The sequence below is a fragment of the Micromonospora sp. A200 genome, from assembly GCF_029893845.1.
Classification (GTDB): Bacteria; Actinomycetota; Actinomycetes; order Mycobacteriales; family Micromonosporaceae; genus Micromonospora; species Micromonospora purpureochromogenes.
In genome coordinates, this window is record NZ_JARXXY010000030.1 from 42,667 (window position 1) to 58,491 (window position 15,825).

General features: G+C 72.4%; 17 protein-coding genes. 9 read left to right on the forward strand and 8 right to left on the reverse strand.

The window, feature by feature from the left end; all coding sequences use genetic code 11:
* Positions 1 to 75: 75 nt before the first annotated feature.
* Both M2302_RS24985 and M2302_RS24990 read right to left on the reverse strand, forming a co-directional pair.
* A complete protein-coding gene (locus M2302_RS24985) occupies positions 76 to 903 on the reverse strand; it encodes a GNAT family N-acetyltransferase (protein ID WP_280840281.1) in 828 nt (275 codons plus the stop codon).
* A 15-nt stretch (positions 904 to 918) separates the two neighbouring features.
* The gene (locus tag M2302_RS24990; protein WP_280840282.1) at positions 919 to 1,692 is read right to left on the reverse strand and encodes a TSUP family transporter; all 774 of its coding nucleotides are present in this window, start codon (positions 1,690 to 1,692) and stop codon (positions 919 to 921) included.
* Positions 1,693 to 1,887: 195 nt separating this feature from the next.
* Between M2302_RS24990 and M2302_RS24995 the strand changes: the two genes are divergently transcribed.
* Positions 1,888 to 2,667: an endonuclease/exonuclease/phosphatase family protein gene (locus tag M2302_RS24995; RefSeq protein ID WP_280840283.1), complete on the forward strand. Its 780-nt coding sequence runs from the start codon at positions 1,888 to 1,890 to the stop codon at positions 2,665 to 2,667.
* A 44-nt stretch (positions 2,668 to 2,711) separates the two neighbouring features.
* On the opposite strand, the gene M2302_RS25000 is transcribed toward M2302_RS24995, so the two are convergent.
* Positions 2,712 to 3,581 carry a tetrahydrofolate dehydrogenase/cyclohydrolase catalytic domain-containing protein gene (locus M2302_RS25000; RefSeq protein ID WP_280840284.1) on the reverse strand — a complete coding sequence of 290 codons (870 nt, stop codon included), beginning with the start codon at positions 3,579 to 3,581 and terminating at the stop codon, positions 2,712 to 2,714.
* 286 nt (positions 3,582 to 3,867) lie between these two features.
* On the opposite strand from M2302_RS25000, the gene M2302_RS25005 reads away from it, so the two are divergent.
* On the forward strand, positions 3,868 to 4,956 hold the full coding sequence (locus M2302_RS25005; RefSeq protein ID WP_280840285.1) for a cellulose binding domain-containing protein: 1,089 nt from the start codon (positions 3,868 to 3,870) through the stop codon (positions 4,954 to 4,956).
* Between the two features lie 13 nt (positions 4,957 to 4,969).
* Here M2302_RS25005 and M2302_RS25010 read toward each other — a convergent pair whose 3' ends face one another.
* Positions 4,970 to 5,977, reverse strand: coding sequence for a tyrosine-type recombinase/integrase (locus tag M2302_RS25010; RefSeq protein WP_280840286.1), 1,008 nt, complete (start codon positions 5,975 to 5,977; stop codon positions 4,970 to 4,972).
* Positions 5,978 to 6,883: 906 nt separating this feature from the next.
* Between M2302_RS25010 and M2302_RS25015 the strand changes: the two genes are divergently transcribed.
* The 3 genes from M2302_RS25015 (at position 6,884) to M2302_RS25025 (ending at position 8,743) form a co-directional block, all read left to right on the forward strand.
* The gene (locus M2302_RS25015) at positions 6,884 to 7,093 is read left to right on the forward strand and encodes a hypothetical protein (protein WP_280840287.1); all 210 of its coding nucleotides are present in this window, start codon (positions 6,884 to 6,886) and stop codon (positions 7,091 to 7,093) included.
* Positions 7,094 to 7,327: 234 nt separating this feature from the next.
* Positions 7,328 to 7,930 (forward strand): helix-turn-helix domain-containing protein, encoded by a 603-nt coding sequence (locus M2302_RS25020; RefSeq protein ID WP_280840288.1) that lies wholly within the window; start codon positions 7,328 to 7,330, stop codon positions 7,928 to 7,930.
* 21 nt (positions 7,931 to 7,951) lie between these two features.
* Entirely contained in the window at positions 7,952 to 8,743 is a 792-nt protein-coding gene (locus M2302_RS25025; protein WP_280840289.1) for a hypothetical protein, read from the forward strand.
* Between the two features lie 384 nt (positions 8,744 to 9,127).
* Here the strand turns inward: M2302_RS25025 and M2302_RS25030 are convergent, their stop codons facing one another.
* Positions 9,128 to 10,084 carry a helix-turn-helix domain-containing protein gene (locus M2302_RS25030; RefSeq protein WP_280840290.1) on the reverse strand — a complete coding sequence of 319 codons (957 nt, stop codon included), beginning with the start codon at positions 10,082 to 10,084 and terminating at the stop codon, positions 9,128 to 9,130.
* Between the two features lie 98 nt (positions 10,085 to 10,182).
* On the opposite strand from M2302_RS25030, the gene M2302_RS25035 reads away from it, so the two are divergent.
* On the forward strand, positions 10,183 to 11,244 hold the full coding sequence (locus tag M2302_RS25035; protein WP_280840291.1) for a saccharopine dehydrogenase NADP-binding domain-containing protein: 1,062 nt from the start codon (positions 10,183 to 10,185) through the stop codon (positions 11,242 to 11,244).
* A 112-nt stretch (positions 11,245 to 11,356) separates the two neighbouring features.
* On the opposite strand, the gene M2302_RS25040 is transcribed toward M2302_RS25035, so the two are convergent.
* The 3 genes from M2302_RS25040 to M2302_RS25050 all read right to left on the reverse strand — a co-directional run bounded on the left by M2302_RS25040 (position 11,357) and on the right by M2302_RS25050 (position 13,577).
* The gene (locus M2302_RS25040) at positions 11,357 to 11,866 is read right to left on the reverse strand and encodes a hypothetical protein (protein WP_280840292.1); all 510 of its coding nucleotides are present in this window, start codon (positions 11,864 to 11,866) and stop codon (positions 11,357 to 11,359) included.
* Positions 11,867 to 11,902: 36 nt separating this feature from the next.
* Positions 11,903 to 12,712, reverse strand: coding sequence for a metalloregulator ArsR/SmtB family transcription factor (locus tag M2302_RS25045; RefSeq protein ID WP_280840293.1), 810 nt, complete (start codon positions 12,710 to 12,712; stop codon positions 11,903 to 11,905).
* A gap of 136 nt (positions 12,713 to 12,848) precedes the next feature.
* Positions 12,849 to 13,577 (reverse strand): SDR family oxidoreductase, encoded by a 729-nt coding sequence (locus M2302_RS25050; RefSeq protein ID WP_280840294.1) that lies wholly within the window; start codon positions 13,575 to 13,577, stop codon positions 12,849 to 12,851.
* Positions 13,578 to 13,653: 76 nt separating this feature from the next.
* Here M2302_RS25050 and M2302_RS25055 point away from each other — a divergent pair, with 76 nt between their 5' ends.
* The 3 genes from M2302_RS25055 (at position 13,654) to M2302_RS25065 (ending at position 15,741) form a co-directional block, all read left to right on the forward strand.
* Entirely contained in the window at positions 13,654 to 14,484 is an 831-nt protein-coding gene (locus M2302_RS25055) for a patatin-like phospholipase family protein (RefSeq protein WP_280840295.1), read from the forward strand.
* 47 nt (positions 14,485 to 14,531) lie between these two features.
* The gene (locus M2302_RS25060; RefSeq protein WP_280840296.1) at positions 14,532 to 14,990 is read left to right on the forward strand and encodes a peroxiredoxin; all 459 of its coding nucleotides are present in this window, start codon (positions 14,532 to 14,534) and stop codon (positions 14,988 to 14,990) included.
* 67 nt (positions 14,991 to 15,057) lie between these two features.
* Positions 15,058 to 15,741, forward strand: coding sequence for a hypothetical protein (locus tag M2302_RS25065; protein WP_280840297.1), 684 nt, complete (start codon positions 15,058 to 15,060; stop codon positions 15,739 to 15,741).
* Positions 15,742 to 15,825 lie beyond the last annotated feature (84 nt).

Sequence of the window (15,825 nt, forward strand, 5' to 3'; positions counted from 1 at the left end):
CCGCGTCACGACGCGGCCTCTGCCAGGAGACGCTAGGGGTCCGAGGGGCCGCCGCCCGTCCGACACAGGCCCAGGTCAGAGTCGGGTTGCTGACCCTGCGTGGCGGCTGGACATGCTGTCTGTCGCCGCAGTCAGCGCATACTCGCCGAAGTCGGCGACCCGGCTGAAGCCGAGCCGTCGGTAGAGCCGCACCGCGGCGACGTTGTCGACCCTGACGTTGAGGGTGACGTGGTCGACGTGGGCGCGCAGCCGCCCGCACAGCGCGGCGACCACCGCGGCGGCCAGGCCCTGCCCGCGTACCCGGGGATGGGTGGTGACGTTGCCCAGCGCGGCCACCCGGTAGGTGGGCGACCAGACGTGCACCCCGGCCACCGCGACCAGCTCACCCGCCTGCCGGATCCCCACGTACTGGCCGGTGGCAAGCATCCGCGGATCGAACCAGTTGCCCGGATACGCCAGCGCGTAGAGCGCGCGCAGGGCCGGCAGGTCGGCCTCACCGAGCACCTCCCCGGCCGGGGTGACCGTCGCCAGCCGCGCCGGGTCGGTCAGCGCCATCCGCAGGTGCGCCCCGGCCGGATCGAAGGCGAACCAGCCGCCCAGCACCTCCTCCAGGCCGGGGGACAGGTGCGCGTACAGGCGGGCGGGCAGCATCGGCGCCAGGTCGGCCAGCAGCGCCGCCACCTCCGGCCGGCCGTCCGGCCCGGCGAAGGCGAGCAGCACCGGCGGTGTCACCCCGTGGTAGAGCAGCGCCACCTGGTCGCCACGACGGAACCACGACGTGTACGGCCAGAAGAAGTCGTCCAGGTCGCCCAGCTGGTAGGCGTGCAGCACCGGATCGCGGCGCAGCAGCTCCGCCAGGGCGGCGCGATCGTGTTCGGCCCGGACCGGCATCGGGTCAGCCACCTCCCGTCACGGCGCTCAACCCGCCCGCCACTGGTCGTAGCCGAGCTTCGCCACCAGCGCCAACACCACCACCAGCAGCACGACCCGCACGAACCCGGCGCCCCGGCGCAACGCCATCCGCGCCCCCACCGCCGCCCCGGCGACGTTGCACACCGCCATCGCCGCCCCCAGCAGCCACCACACGTGACCGGTGGCCGCGAACACCACCAGCGCCCCCAGGTTCGTACCCGCGTTGACCACCTTCGCCATCGCCGAACCGTGCACGAAGTCCGCGCCCACCAGCGCCGTGAACGCCACCACCAGGAACGTGCCCGTACCCGGGCCGATCAGACCGTCGTACAGGGCGATGCCCACCCCGGCCACCGCCACCGCCGCGACCACCCGCAGCCGGGTCCGCCGCGCCGGCACCGCCACCACCCCCAACCGGGGACGGAACACCACGAACAACGCCACCGACACCAGCACCGCCAGCACCACCGGCCGGTACGCCCCCGCCGGCACCGCCCCCGCCAGCGCCGCCCCGACACCCGCGCAGCACACCGCCAGCCCCGCCGACGGCCCCGCCACCATCCAGTCGATCTTCGTGCGCCGGGCGTACGTCACCGCCGCCGTCGACGTACCGAAGATCGCGGCCAGCTTGTTCGTGCCCAACGCCGTCGCCACCGGCACCCCCGGCGCGGCCACCAGCAGCGCCGGCAGCAGCAACAGACCGCCACCACCGACCACCGCGTCGACCCAACCGGCCATCGCGGCCGCGGCGAGCAGGGTGGTCAGCGACAGGGGATCCACGGCCGGCCATTCTGCCCACCCACGCCGATCCGCCGCGCCACCCTGTGGCCGACCTCACCGGCCGGCGACCCCCTCACCGACCCCGCCGGCGACGCAGCCACAGCCCCACCGACGCCACCGCCACGAACACCAGCACCGAACAGAGCAACGCCTTGACCATCGGGCAACTGTGCCACGGCCACGTAGGGTGCAGGAGTGCGCCTGGCGACGTTCAACCTGCTGCACGGCCGCTCCCTGACCGACGGCCTGGTCGACCCCGACCGGCTCACCGCCGCGGTGCAGACCCTCGACGCCGACATCCTCGCCCTGCAGGAGGTCGACCGGGACCAGTCCCGCAGCGGCAACCTCGACCTCACCGCCATCGCCGCCCGCGCCCTCGACGCCCCCGAACACCGCTTCGCCGCCGCCGTCGTCGGCACCCCCGGCGAACAGTTCCGCCCCCTGCGCCACGACGACGACGGCCACGGCGAACCCTGCTACGGCGTCGGCCTGGTCAGCCGACACCCCGTCCGCTCCTGGCAGGTCACCCGGCTGCGCCCCGCCCCGGTACGGTCCCCGATCTACGTCCCCGGCCCCCGCGGCGGCCTCGTCCTGCTGCGCGACGAACCCCGCGTCGTGCTCGCCGCGATCCTCGACACCCCGCACGGGCCCCTCACCGTCGCCGCCACCCACCTGTCGTTCGTCCCCGGCTGGAACGCCCACCAGCTGCGCCGCGTCGTACGCGCGCTGCGCACCCTGCCCGCCCCGCGGATCCTGCTCGGCGACCTCAACCTCCCCGCCGGCGCCGCCCGACTGCTCAGCGGCTGGCGGCCGCTGGGCCGCCGCCCCACCTACCCGGCCGCCGCCCCCCGCGTGCAACTCGACCACATCCTCGCCGACCGGCACGGCCTGGACCGGCTGCCCCCGGTCACCGCCGTGAACACACCGCTGTCGACGATCTCCGACCACCGGCCCCTCGTCGTCGACCTCGGCTGACCCGGCGGCGACCCGACCCCGGCCCGGCCGCCGCCGCGGCCGCCTCAGCCCTGCCCGACGGCCCGCTGCGCCGCCCGCACCGCGTTGCGGAACAACATCGCCACCGTCGTCGGACCCACCCCGCCGACCCGCGGCGTGATCGCCCCCGCCACCTCGGCACACGACTCGTCCACGTCCGGCAGCAACCGCCGCCCCTCGTAGCGCACCCCACCACCGACGACCACCGCACCCGGACGCACGTGCTCCGGCCGCACGATCCCCGGCACCCCCGCCGCCGCCACCAGGATCTCCGCCCGCCGCGTGTACCGCGGCCAGTCCGCCACCCCGGTGTGCACCACCGTCACCGCCGCGTTCGCCGTCGGCCGCTTCTGCGCCAGCAGCATCGCCAACGGCCGCCCCAGCGTCGCCCCCCGACCCAGGACCACCACCTCACGACCCGACACCGGCACCCCGTGGTACGCCAGCAACGCCTCGATCCCCGCCGGTGTGCACGGCAACGGCCCCGGCAGACCCAACGCCAACCGGCCCATGTTCACCGGGTGCATGCCGTCGACGTCCTTGTCCGGGTCGAGGACGTCCAACGCCCGGTCGTAGTCCAGATGACTGGGGATCGGATGCTGCACCAGCACCCCGTGCACCCCCGCGTCGGCGTTGAAATCCGCCAGCACCCGGTGCAGATCCTGCTGAGAGGCCGACGCCGGCAGGTGCACGTGCGGCGACGCGAAACCCAACTCCGCCGCCTGACGCTGCTTGATCCGGATGTACCCGGCGCTCGCGTCGTCGTCACCCACCAGCACCGTCGCCAACGCCGGCGTCACCCCCGCCGCGCGCAACGCCGCCACCTGCTCGGCGACCTCGGTCAGGATCTTCTCCGCCACCGGCTTACCGGGCAGCAGCCGGGCCGTCGCAGTCACAGGGGAAGCGGAAACAGACATGGCTCACCTCGTCCGCGGAGGCCCAGGCGGTCGACCCCCGCGACGAGCTCCCCGATGGTTCACCCATCCCCGTGCCGCCAGTCGCGTCCACCCTCAGCCTGCCACACCGCCGGCGCCGACCGCATCCGCCACCGCCCACCACCCCGGCAGCCAGACCAGCACCGCGTCCGCCCGCCCCCGCCGCACCCACCCCTACGGCGACGATCCTGTCAGGACAGGCACCCGCGCCCCAGCGGCCACTCGCCACAACCCGTACAGTCTCGCCGTGATCGAGATCAGCGCCCAGGTTGACCTGTCGCACCCCAGCGACCGGGTCTGGCAGGCATTGACCAATCCGGAGCTGCTCAGCCGCTGGTTCACCGAGACCGAGACGGTCACGCAGGCACCGCAGCGGCTGCTGCTGCACACCGCGGGGCTGCCCGGCTTCCACGCCGCCGTCGACGCCGAGGTGACCGACCAGCGGGCACCCGAGCTGCTCGTCCTGCAGTGCCAGGAAGGCGACCGCCGCACCCAGCTCACCTGCACCATCACCCGCACCGCCGAAGGCTGCCGACTGTCGGTGCAGGAAACCATGGAACACGGCAGCTGGCCCGCCGAGGACCGCGACCACCGCGAGCGGTACTACCAGCAGACCCTGACCGGACGGCTCCCCGCCATCCTCGACTGGCTCGCCTTCCAGCAGGTCGACCTGCGCCGCGGCGAGGACCCGCCGACCGCCGAGCTGCCCGCCATCGCCCTGACCGGCCGCGTACCCGCACCGGCCGACCGCCGACGCCGGCTGGCGATCGTCGCGGCGGTCACCGCGGCGACCCTCGCCACCGGCGCGGCCCTCTGGGCCCTGCTGCCCGGCGACGCGGACCACACCGCCGCACCGGCCCCGCTGCCCCCACCACCCACCGCCGGCGCCACCAACGACAGTGCCGCGCCCCGGACCACCCGCAGCTCCCGGCCCTCGTCCGCCGCCGCTCGCAGCACCCCGCGCCCCAGCCGGACCCCCACCGCCACCCCGTCACGCACACCCACCTCCGCCGCCCCGAGCGCCGCCACCATGACCGCCCGCTACGAGACCACCGCCACCCGGCTCTTCGGCTACACCGGCCAGGTGGTGCTCGACAACCCGGACGGCCCCGCGGCGAAGAGCTGGACCCTCGTCGTCACCCTCGCCGAGGACGGCACCATCACCAACGCCCAGGGAGCCAACTGGCAGCAGGACGGTCAGGCCGTCACCTTCACCGGCGCACCCGTCCCGGCCGGACAGTCGCAGACCATCACCTTCGACGTCCGCAACCCGGACCCGCGCACCAAGGCACCCGAGGGTTGCACGATCGACGGCACCCCCTGCACCGGCCTGTAACCCGACGCCCCGGTCAACCCGCGGGATCGAACGACAGCGGCACCAGCCCCGCCAGCGCGCGGTTGGTGCGGTTCGACCGCACCGCCGCCCGCTGCTGACCGGCCGTCACCTCAATGTACGTCTGCGACGACGCCAACGACGCGTGCCCCAACAACCGCATGATCTCCGCGGCGCTCGCCCCGTCCTCGGCCAACCGCGTCGCGAACGTGTGCCGCAACGCGTGCAGCCGCGCGCCGCGCGGCACCCGGTCACCGATGCCCGCCCGCCGATAGCAGGAGTCCACCAGGTACTGCAGCCCACCCCGACGCAGCGGCTCACCCCGACGGTCCACCAGCAACGGCGAATCCGGCCGTACGCTGCGCGACCCGAACCGCCGCACCCGACTGTCCAGGTAGGCCGCCAGCACCCGGTCCAGCTCCGGCTCCACCGGTACCACCCGCGGCCGGCCGCCCTTGCCCGCCACGTCCACCCGCCGCTCGTCGGCCCGCCCGGTCAGCGACGACACCCGCAGCGCCAGCAGCTCCGACAGGCGCAGCCCGGCGCAGAGCGCCAGGGCCAGCACCGCCACGTCCCGCTCCGGCCACGGGTCCCGCTGCCGGCCGTCCTCCCGAGCGACCGAGGCGAGCAACTCCTCCGGGGTGTCCTCGCCCCGCAACGGCTTGGGCTGGGGGAGCGGAGCGCGCGGCCGGCCCACCGCCGGCATCGGATTGCCCGCCACCACCCCCTCGGCCACCAGGAACGTGAAGAAGCTGTTCCAACTGGACCAGGCGCGGTGCACCGAGGACGCCGCCCGGGGAGCGGCGAACCGGGCGAACGCGGCCCGCATGACCCGGGGGGAGAGGTCCGAGATCATCACCTGGTCGAGGGGGAGGGGAGTGGCGTCCTCGCCGACCAGGGCGGCGACGGCCCGCAGGTCCCGCCGGTACGCCTCCAGCGTGTGCGGGGAGGGCTTGCGGGTGGCCCGCGCCGTCAGGAACTCCTCGATGAGCCGCCCTACCGATTCGCCCCGTTTGTGATGCATAAGGCATATTATGCAGGTTTTTCGGGTTTCGGGCCAGCCCACGAGGGGAGGGGAGCGGCGCAGGCGGAGACTCGCTTTCCGGATCGCCCTTGAGTGGCGGTGTCCGGCGGTTCACGAGGAATGGCGGGCTGAGGTGCAGCGGGGCCGTCCATGACCATGGACGCGAGGTGGCGTCCCAGCCGAGGGGAACGGCCCGTTCGGCTCACCGCCGCGCGCTGCACGCACAGTGCCGATGATGTCGTGCCCAACGCGGCCGTCATTGGTGGACGCGTGGCGCACGTGCATTGGTGGACGCGCGGCGCACGTGCAGGGGGTTCTCCGTCGGGCCGAGCCGGCCGACCTTCGCCTCATGGCTCTCGTCGCGGCCCACGACAGCACCGCACAACTCTCCCGGAGGAGGGCCCCACCAGCACTACTTGACATAATGTTCATTATCGAATCAGGACACACAGCTGCAGTGACCTGGCCAGGCGTCGGCTCGAGCTGCCTCCACTGTTCCTTCTCAACCATCCTGAGCCATTCTCGATAAGTTGAGCCATCTCCTAACTCTTCTCACTTAACTTGAGCCACCCGTACTAACCCGTCGGTTGCTCGGCACTTGCCCCCTACTACGCTCCGTAACGGACACTGTCGTTCAACCCCTTCACGCCGCCCGGGTGCTGGGTCGACCCGTGCCGCTGTGGTGGGCCGGCACCGCCACCCCCGAGATCGTCCGCACCGTTCGGCTGCTCGATCAGCCCAGCCCGCTACACATCCCGGACACCATCACCGAGTGGCCGGCCGCCATCGCTCGCCTATCCGCCGCGCTGGACACCGCGACGTCACCGCCGCGCTGGCCCATCCCACGACTGGCGACGGCTGGTTCCTGGTCGCAGCGCCCCAGCCGCCGGCCTGGCCAGACCGCCATTGCCGCCGACGAAACCTACTCTGCCACTGAATGAGAACGTCATCCTGCTCACCAACCTGGCGTGGTCGGCATGGCTGTTCCTCGGGTTCGTGCGTGGCCGCCTGCCCTTCGCCCGCCTGGAACACTGGCAGACCCGTTACGTGATCCTGTATGCCGTCTGGGCCTGGACAGTCGTCCTCGCCTTCCCGCTCGTGTTCGACTTCGCCTGAGCCGGATCCGGCCCGCTCATCCTGCCCGGCACAGGGACAGGGTTGAGCGGGCCGTCCGGCGCGTTGGAGAGCACATGGATGATGCCGCGCTCGGGCTTGGGTGGGACTTTTGGCGGATGGCGTCAGCCGTGGCGGCTTCTCGCATCCATCGACCCAGGTCAACCCCGCAACATCCGTTGCCACGCACCATCGCAGGGGGTTGCGCGGGTTAAGGGAATGACGTGTCATTCATTTATGGCCCGTACCGCTGACCCTAACCGCCGGGAGTCCATCCTCGACGCGGCCCACTCGATCTTTGCCCGCAAGGGCTACGCCGCCGCCGGCATCGCCGACGTCGCCGGGGAGTTGGGCATCGCGCACGGCACCGTGTACCGGTACTTCGAGAACAAGCGCGACGTCGCCGCTGCGGTGCTGAACCGGGCGCTCGAGCGAATCGCTGCGGTGGTCATGGCGGAGGACGCGACGGCCACGAAGTCCCTGGCCGAGTACCGGGCACAGGTGGAGCGCCTCGGCCACCGGCTGTACGAGCTGTTCGTCGCCGACCGGGCACTCGGCCGGCTGGTCTTCTACGACCTCGGCGCCGTCGACGACGAACTGCGGGAGCGCTTGCGCGCCGCCCACGAGATGTTCGCCGAGTACACCGCGTCGTACCTCCGAAACGGGGTGGCCAAGGGATTCCTGCGCCCCGACCTGGACGTGGACACGACCGCGCGAGTGATCAACGGCATGATCTTCGAGGGTGCCGCCCAGGTTACGCATACCGATGATCCGCAGCGGCTGCGCGACCGGTGGATTCGTGCCGTCGTCGCGCTGATGTTCGACGGAATCGCCCGTTAGGGAGAGCCTAGGAGGAGCGGCATGGTCCAGGTAGACGTCTTCTGGTCGTACGCGATCGGCGCGGGGTTCGGCACGGCGGCCGCCCGCGCGGCCGTCGCCGAACCGGTCCGCCCGCTGTTGTCCGACCGCCGGTTCACCACGACAGTGCTGTTCCTGTCGTGTGTTTTCGCCCCGAGCGGGCTGTGGCTGGTGTGGCAGTTCACCGGCTGGGAGACCATGCACGCCGCGCCGACGACCGCCGACCTGCCAGCCTGGTTGGTCGCCACCTTCGCGATGACCAACGTGACCCAGGGGATCGTCGGGTACTGCGTGGCCCGGCACCTGTGGCGTAGCGGGCACCAGTACCTCTCGTGGCTGCAGATGCCGTTGGGCTACTTCGCGATGTTCTTCGTGCTGGCGTACGGCTGGGACGGCACCGGGTACCGACGGTTCTTCGCGCCCACCACTGCAGCATGGCGGGCCGGCGAGTTCGATCCGCTCGGGTTCCTCACCAGCCCGGTGGCGCTCACCCTGTACGGGATGGGCGTGGTCCTGATCCCGACGATGCTGTGGCTGCAAGCGGGGTGGTGGGCCGGCGACGGGCTCGCCCGGGCGCGGGCGGGCGCACTGCTGCTGGTCGTCCCCTTCAGCCTCGGACTCGGTACGGCCGCCGTCGCCACGGTCGCGCTGCGCACCCTCGGCGTGCTGCCTGGACTGCTTGCCTGTGCCGTGCTTGTGGTGACCGTCTTCCATCCGCGAGGGCTCGCTGGGCTGCTGGCACGCGCCTTCCCGCTCACGACCAGGCGGAGTGTTCCGGCGCCGAGCGCCGCCTGAAGAACGCTGCGAGGCTTCCTCGGGTGTGGGGCGGCCGTCCGGCCGGACGACCGCCCCGGCCCGGTCAGGGGTAGACGTGCGTACTCGCTGGAGACTGGCCGGATTGGCGTTCGGCGTCGCGCTGTTCGCGACTGGCTGCGGAGGTGGCGACGGACCGTCACTCGCGGGCACCTGGGTCATGGCGGAGAATGGTTCGCGGACGATGACCGTGCGCGACGACGGTTCACTGTCGGCCAGTGTGGGCATCTCATGCACCGGCGCATTGGCGCGAGGCAACAGACGACTGGAGTGCGGAGTCGTCACCGCCCACACGGGTTCTCGCCGCTCCCACACTGATCGATGCGCAGGAGGGCGCCGCTCCCCCTGTCCGCCGACCGGATGTGATCACGATTTTGATGAGGGCCCGGCGCTGCGGAAGGTGCGACGGTAGGCGTCCGGAGGTACACCGACGGTGCGGTGGAAGTGTCGGCGCAGCGTCGTGGCGGTCCCCATGCCAGCCGCCTCGGCGATGACGTCGATGCTGTTGTCGGTGTTCTCCAGTAGCTCCTGGGCCCGGCGGATCCGCTGCGTAGCCAGCCACTGCAGCGGGGTGGTGCCGGTTACCGACTTGAAGTGGCGGGCCAGGTTGCGCGAGCTCATGTTCGCCTGGCGAGCCAGGTCCTCCACGGTCAGCGGACGGTTCAGCCGTTCCATCGCCCAGGGGAACAGGTTGGCAAGCGGATGGTCGTCGCGGGCGGGCACCGGGGTGGTGACGAACTGGGCCTGGCCGCCGGCGCGATGCGGCGGCACGACCAGGCGGCGGGCGACGGCGTTGGCGACCGTCGAGCCGTGGTCGCGGCGGATCAGGTGCAGGCACAGGTCGATCGCGGCGGCTTTGCCGGCAGAGGCGAGCACGTTGCCGTTGTCGACGTAGAGCACGTCCGGGTCGACCTTCACCCGGGGATAGCGGGCGGCCAGCGCCTCGGTGTGGGCCCAATGCGTGGTCGCGCGCAGCCCGTCCAGCACCCCGGCGGCGGCCAGCACGAACGCACCGGTGCACAGCGAGACCATCCGCGCGCCCGCCTCGTGGGCGGCGCGGACGGCGTCAAGCAGGTCGGGTGGCACGTCCGCGTCGATGTCTTCCACGGCCGGGATGATCACGGTGTCGGCGCGGGCGAGTCGGTCCAACCCGTCGTCGGGTTCCATGTGGAATCTGCCGATCCGGACCGGGCCCGGGCCGCAGACCACGAGGTCGTACCACGGGTCTGCCAGGCCGGACGGGTCGCGGACGAAGACCTCGCAGGCCATGGCGAGCTCGAAGTGCAGCATCGCGTCGGTGGCGGCGAGCGCGACAGTGGCCATGTCCGAAATTGTATGGGGCATGGCGTTCCAGACACTCCTCCGGGGCCGGCGCTGCTGAAAGGATCTCCTCAGTCGATCTTCTGAGGGAGGAACTGCAGATGGGTTCGAGTCAGACCGTGGCGGTGTTCGGTGCGTACGGACACACCGGGCGGTTCGTGGTGACGGAGTTGCGCGATCGCGGGTTCGTGCCGCTTCTCCTCGGTCGCGACGCGGGCAAGCTCCAGGCGCTGGCGGCGTCGCATCCGGGGCTCGAGTACCGGGTGGCGTCGGTCGACGATCCGGCCTCGCTCGACCGGGCGTTGAAGGGCGTGGCCGCGGTCGTCAACTGCGCCGGCCCGTTCGCCTCGACCGCGGGCCCCTTGATCGAGGCCGCCCTGCGCGCCCGGGTCCCGTACGTGGATGTGGCGGCCGAGATCGAGGCCAACCTCGACACGTTCACGCACTTCACCGACCGCGCTCGGACCGCGGGCGTCGCGGTGGTCCCGGCGATGGCCTTCTTCGGCGGACTCGGCGATCTGCTGGTCACGACGGCGATGGGCGATTGGGTGGCGGCCGACGAGGCGCACGTCGCGTACGGATTGAGCAGTTGGCACCCGACGGCCGGGACCCTCGTCTCCGGCACCGTCTCTCGGGAACGGCGCGCTGGCCAACGTGTCCGCTACACCGGTGGCCGGCTGGAGTACTACGTCGACGAGCGCGACCTGCCGACCCTGGAGTGGGACTTTCCCGCTCCGGTGGGCCGCCGGACCGTGCTCGGCGAGTTCACGATGGCCGACGTCGTCACCGTCCCCAGCCACCTGTCCATCCCCGAGGTGCGCACGTACATGACCACCGACGCGGCCAGGGATCTGGCCGCTCCGGGCACACCGGCACCGACCGCGGTCGATGAGCTCGGCCGGTCCGCGCAGACGTTCACCGTCGACGTCATCGTGCGCTCCGGCGACACGCGGCGACGGGTCGTCGCCAGCGGCCAGGACATCTACGCCATCAGCGCACCGCTGGCGGTCGAAGCGGTCCATCGCATTCTCGGCGGTCGGACGAGGACGAGCGGTGTCGCCTCCGCCGGCGAGATCTTCGACGCGCCCGACTTCCTCCGCGCGCTGTCCGCGCACATCTCGCTCGAACCGGCCCACGAGTCTCGCGCGCCGCAGTTCGCCTGATCGCCGGGCCGCAGGCGACAGTCGGACACTCCCCCATGTCGGCGTGCCGCACCGTCACGAGCGACAGCGGTTGGCGGGACGCCGGTCGGTGGCGGGGCTGTCCGTCGGAAGGTTACGTCGTGCCGGCGGCCCCGACGCCGGCTGGCAGCAGGGCCAGGAGCTGTTGCGTGTGGCCGGGGAGCTCCACGTCGGCGAGCCCGGTGATGAGGTCCCTCAGCGGGAGGGGCTGATCGACCAGGACGGTGCCGTTGGACAGGAGCAGGGTGGGCACCGGGGTGTCGAGTTCGGCCTCGCTCAGCCCCGGCCCGCCGAGTGCGCAGAGGGCGTCTCCTTGGCAGCGGATGCGCTCCCGTAGCCCGGCGTTGCCGTTGGCGAGCGTGATGACGCGCCCGATGGTCCAGGTGTCGAGCGCCATGCGGTTGTCGTACGTCGTGTTCGCTCCCGCCGCGACGGCGGACGCGGCGGCGATGGTGGCGGCGTTGACGAGGGCGACGTGCGCCAGGATCTGGTCGGCGTTCCACTCGCCGGCCGGTGGGATCGGGCTCGTACCGTCGGAGCCGGCCACGGTCGCAGCGGCGTCCAGCAGCGCGCGGTACGCGTCCCCGAGCGGCGTGGTGTCCATCGTGTCTCCCTTTTCCGGGGCTGGGAATCTGCCGGCTCAGGTGTGCGCCGGGGACATCTCCCAGGGCGCCTGTGGCAGGACGTCGCCGGTCTCGAGCAGCGACTTGAGGTTCGCCAGCACGGCCGGCCAGCCGCGGGAGATCCCGTCGTGCATCGCCGGGTTGGCGAGGTTCTCGTGGGTCACGGTGAGGCGGACGATGTCGTGATGCGGCTCGACCAGGAAGGTGACGACCGACGGTTCTCGTGGCAGCTCGGCGGCGGGGGCGTCGTCGAAGGTGATGACCAGGCGGGTCGGGGGCTCGACCTTGATCACTTGACCGACGACGTCGACGACACCTGAGCCGTCGGCGCGTCGGTGCTCCCAGGTCGAGCCCGGCTGCCAGTCCGAGACGTTGGCGTGCCCCCAGTAGCGGGCCGTCAGGTCTGCGTCGGTGAGGGCTTGCCACACCTGCTCGGCGCTGGCGCGGATGTAGGTGGTGTAGACGTAGGTCGGCACGGGCGTTGGTTCGGTGGTCATGGCGTACTCCTCTGCCTGGTTCTTGATGGCGCTGATCGCTTGCAGGCGGGGCTTGTCGAACGAGGAGATCCACCGCTGCTCGATCTCGTGGATCGGTGTGGGGTTGAGATAGTGCAGTCGTTCGCGTCCGCGCCGGACGACGGTGACGAGGTTGGCCCGCTGCAGGATGTCCAGGTGCTGCGTCGCCGACTGGCGTGCCATGTCGAGGTGTTCGCACAGCTCGCGCAGCGTCTGGCCGTTCTGCTCCCGCAGCCGGTCGAGCAGGAGTCGTCGGGTGGGGTCGGCCAGTGCCTTGAAGGCCGGGTCCATCCCGCTCGCGTCGGTACTCACCCGGCCATCATGCAGGCATATGCCTGCCTAAGTCAACGAGGAGCGCTTCCGGTGGGGAACCTCGACGGGGTGGCGCAGACCGTGGTTACGGCGGCGAAGCTGCTCACCAGTTGACGGGTCGGGCCCCGAGGCCGGCTCACAGGCCGCCGGCGACCCGCAGCACCGCGCCGGTGGTGTAGGAGGCGTCGGGGCTCAGCAGCCAGGCGACGGCGCCGGCGATCTCGTCGGGTTCGCCGGGTCGGCCCATCGGCACCCGGCCGGCGTTGCGGTCGGGGCGGTCCGGCATGCCGGAGAGGGCGTGGATGTCGGTGCGGATGAGGCCGGGGGCGACGGCGTTGACCCGGATGCCGTGCGGGGCGAGTTCCTTGGCCAGGCCGATGGTGAGGGTGTCGGTGGCAGCCTTGACGGCGGCGTAGTGGATGTACTCCCCCGGGCTGCCGAGGGTGGCGGCGGCGGAGGAGATGTTGACGATGGCGCCGCCGGTGCCGAGGCGGCGGGCGGCCTGCTGCGCGCAGAGGACGTAGCCGATGAGGTTGACGTCGACGACGTGGCGCAGGTCGTCGGGGCGCAGGTCGGTGAAGGCGCCGATGGGGCTGGTGACGCCGGCGTTGTTGACCAGGCCGGTGAGCGGGCCGAGGTCGGCGGCCGCGTCGAAGAGCCCGGCGACCTGGTCGGGGTCGGTGGTGTCGGCGGGTACGGCGACGGCCTGGCGGCCGAGGGCGCGGACGTCGGCCAGTACCGCGGCGGCGGCGGCGTGGTCGCGTCGGTAGCCGATGGCGAGGTGGTGGCCGTCGTGGGCGAGGCGGCGGGCGACGGCGGCGCCGATGCCGCGGCTGCCGCCGGTGATGACCGTGACCGGATTCAATGGACCGCTCCCCTGCCCCCGTGTGGTGGCGACGCTACCGTTTCGGGCACGGGCCGGTCACGGAGAGGGTGGTCACATGACGCGGGCGTTGGTGCTGGGTGGTGGCGGGGTGACCGGGGTGGCCTGGGAGTGGGGGCTGTTGGCGGGGCTGGCGCAGCGGGGGGTGGTGCTGGCGGACGCGGACCTGGTGGTGGGGACGTCGGCCGGGTCGGTGGTGGGCGCGCAGTTGTGTTCGGGGCGGCCGGTGTGCGAGTCGTACGAGGCGCAGTTGGCGGCGCCGACGGGTGAGGTGGCGGCGCGGTTCGGGTGGTCGGCGGTGGCGCGGCTGGTGTGGGCGGGTGGTCGTACCCGGGACGCGGTGCGGGCCCGGGCGGCGGTGGGGGCGATGGCGGTGGCGGCGCGCACCCCGTCGGAGGCGTCGCGGCGGGCGGTGATCGAGGCCCGGTTGCCGGCGCGGGAGTGGCCGGCGCGGCGGTTGCTGGTGACGGCGGTGGACGCGACCTCGGGTCAGTTCGTGGTGTTCGAAGCGACCAGTGGGGTGTCGTTGGTGGACGCGGTGGCGGCCAGTTGCGCGGTGCCGGGGGTGTGGCCACCGGTGACGATCGGGGATCGCCGGTACGTCGACGGTGGGGTGCGGTCGGTGGTGAACGCGGATCTGGCGGCGGGCGCGGAGCGGGTGGTGGTGCTGGCGCCGATGACGTCGGGGTTCGGGCCGATGCCGCGGTTGTCGGCGCAGGTGGCGGCGTTGCGGTCGGTGGCGCGGGTGGCGGTGGTGTCACCGGATCGGGCGGCGCGGGCGGCGATCGGCCGGAACGTGCTGGATCCGGCGCGGCGGGCGGCCGCGGCGCGGGCGGGGTTCGCGCAGGCCGAGGCGGTTGCCGCCGACGTGGCCGGGGTGTGGGGCTGATCGCTTAGGCTCACCGCGCGTCGTCGGTCGATCGGTGGAGGTGCGCGGTGGGTGTGGGTGTCGGTGACCTGGTGGAGGATTTCGAGCTGCCGGACCAGACGGGTACGCCGCGGCGGCTGTCGGAGCTGGTCGAGGCGGGGCCGGTGGTGCTGTTCTTCTACCCGGCGGCGATGACGCGGGGCTGCACGGCGGAGAGCTGCCACTTCCGGGATCTGGCGGCGGAGTTCGCCGCGGTGGGCGCGCAGCGGGTGGGCATCAGCCGGGATCCGGTGGAGAAGCAGGCGGAGTTCGCCCGGCGGCACGGGTTCGACTATCCGCTGCTGTCGGATGTCGACGGTGTGGTGGCGCAGCGGTTCGGGGTGCGGCGGCGGTTGCCGTTGGGGCCGTTGAGCATGCGCCGGATGACGTTCGTGATCGGACCGGACCGGCGGGTGCTCGCGGTGATCCACAACGAGTTGGGGATGAACGAGCACGCGGACGGGGCGTTGCGGGCGCTGGGGGGTTGATCTTCCGGTTGTCGGGGCCGGCTGGTATCAAGACAGCTGTCAAACACATGTACGGAAGAGGGCTGTGATGGCGGGCCAGGGTTTGTCCGAGGACGAGGTGCACGGCATCCGGGAGGCGTTGGCCGCCGGGCGGAAGCCCAAGGTGGTGTTCACGGCGTCGGCGGGGCAGATCGCCGGGCAGGTGGGCCAGGTGGTCGAGCTGACCGACCCCGAGGTGTCCGAGGAGTTCGTCGTGGTGCGCTTCGGCCGCGACGAGTTGCCCTTCTCCCCCGCCGACGTGGCGGTGGCGCCCCGGGGCACGGGGCGCAAGGTGGCCGAGCCGAGGCCGGAGCCGCAGGTGGAGCAGCCGCCGGCCGCGCCGGCGGAGCCGGAGTTCGTGTTGGACCGGGTGCCGGCGCCGCGTCGGGAGGAGTCGAAGGTGGAGCAGCAGGTGGAGGCGAAGCCGGCCCGGCGGGCGGTGAAGGCGGCGAAGCCGAAGGGCCCGGCGGGCCTGACGGTGACCCTGGCGTACGCCGACGGTGAGTGGACGGTGGCGGCGCAGCAGGGCGCCAAGGCGCTGGCGAAGCCGTACGTGGTGAAGCCGGCGGAGGCGTTGAGGATGGTGGCGCTCGTCGACGTGCCGGGGGTGCACGAGGCGGTGGAGCAGATCATGGCCGCGGAGCGGGCGGAGGCGGAGCAGCAGGCGGAGAAGCTGCGCGCGGAGCTTGCGGAGATCGAGGCGCGGCTGGCGGAGTTGCGCGAGGCGCGCTGACGGCATGTCCGCGCGCGTGCCGCACCCTGGCCCTCTCTCGGCGGGGGTGCGGCGCGGCGCCGGCACCCCGGGCGGGGGACCTGA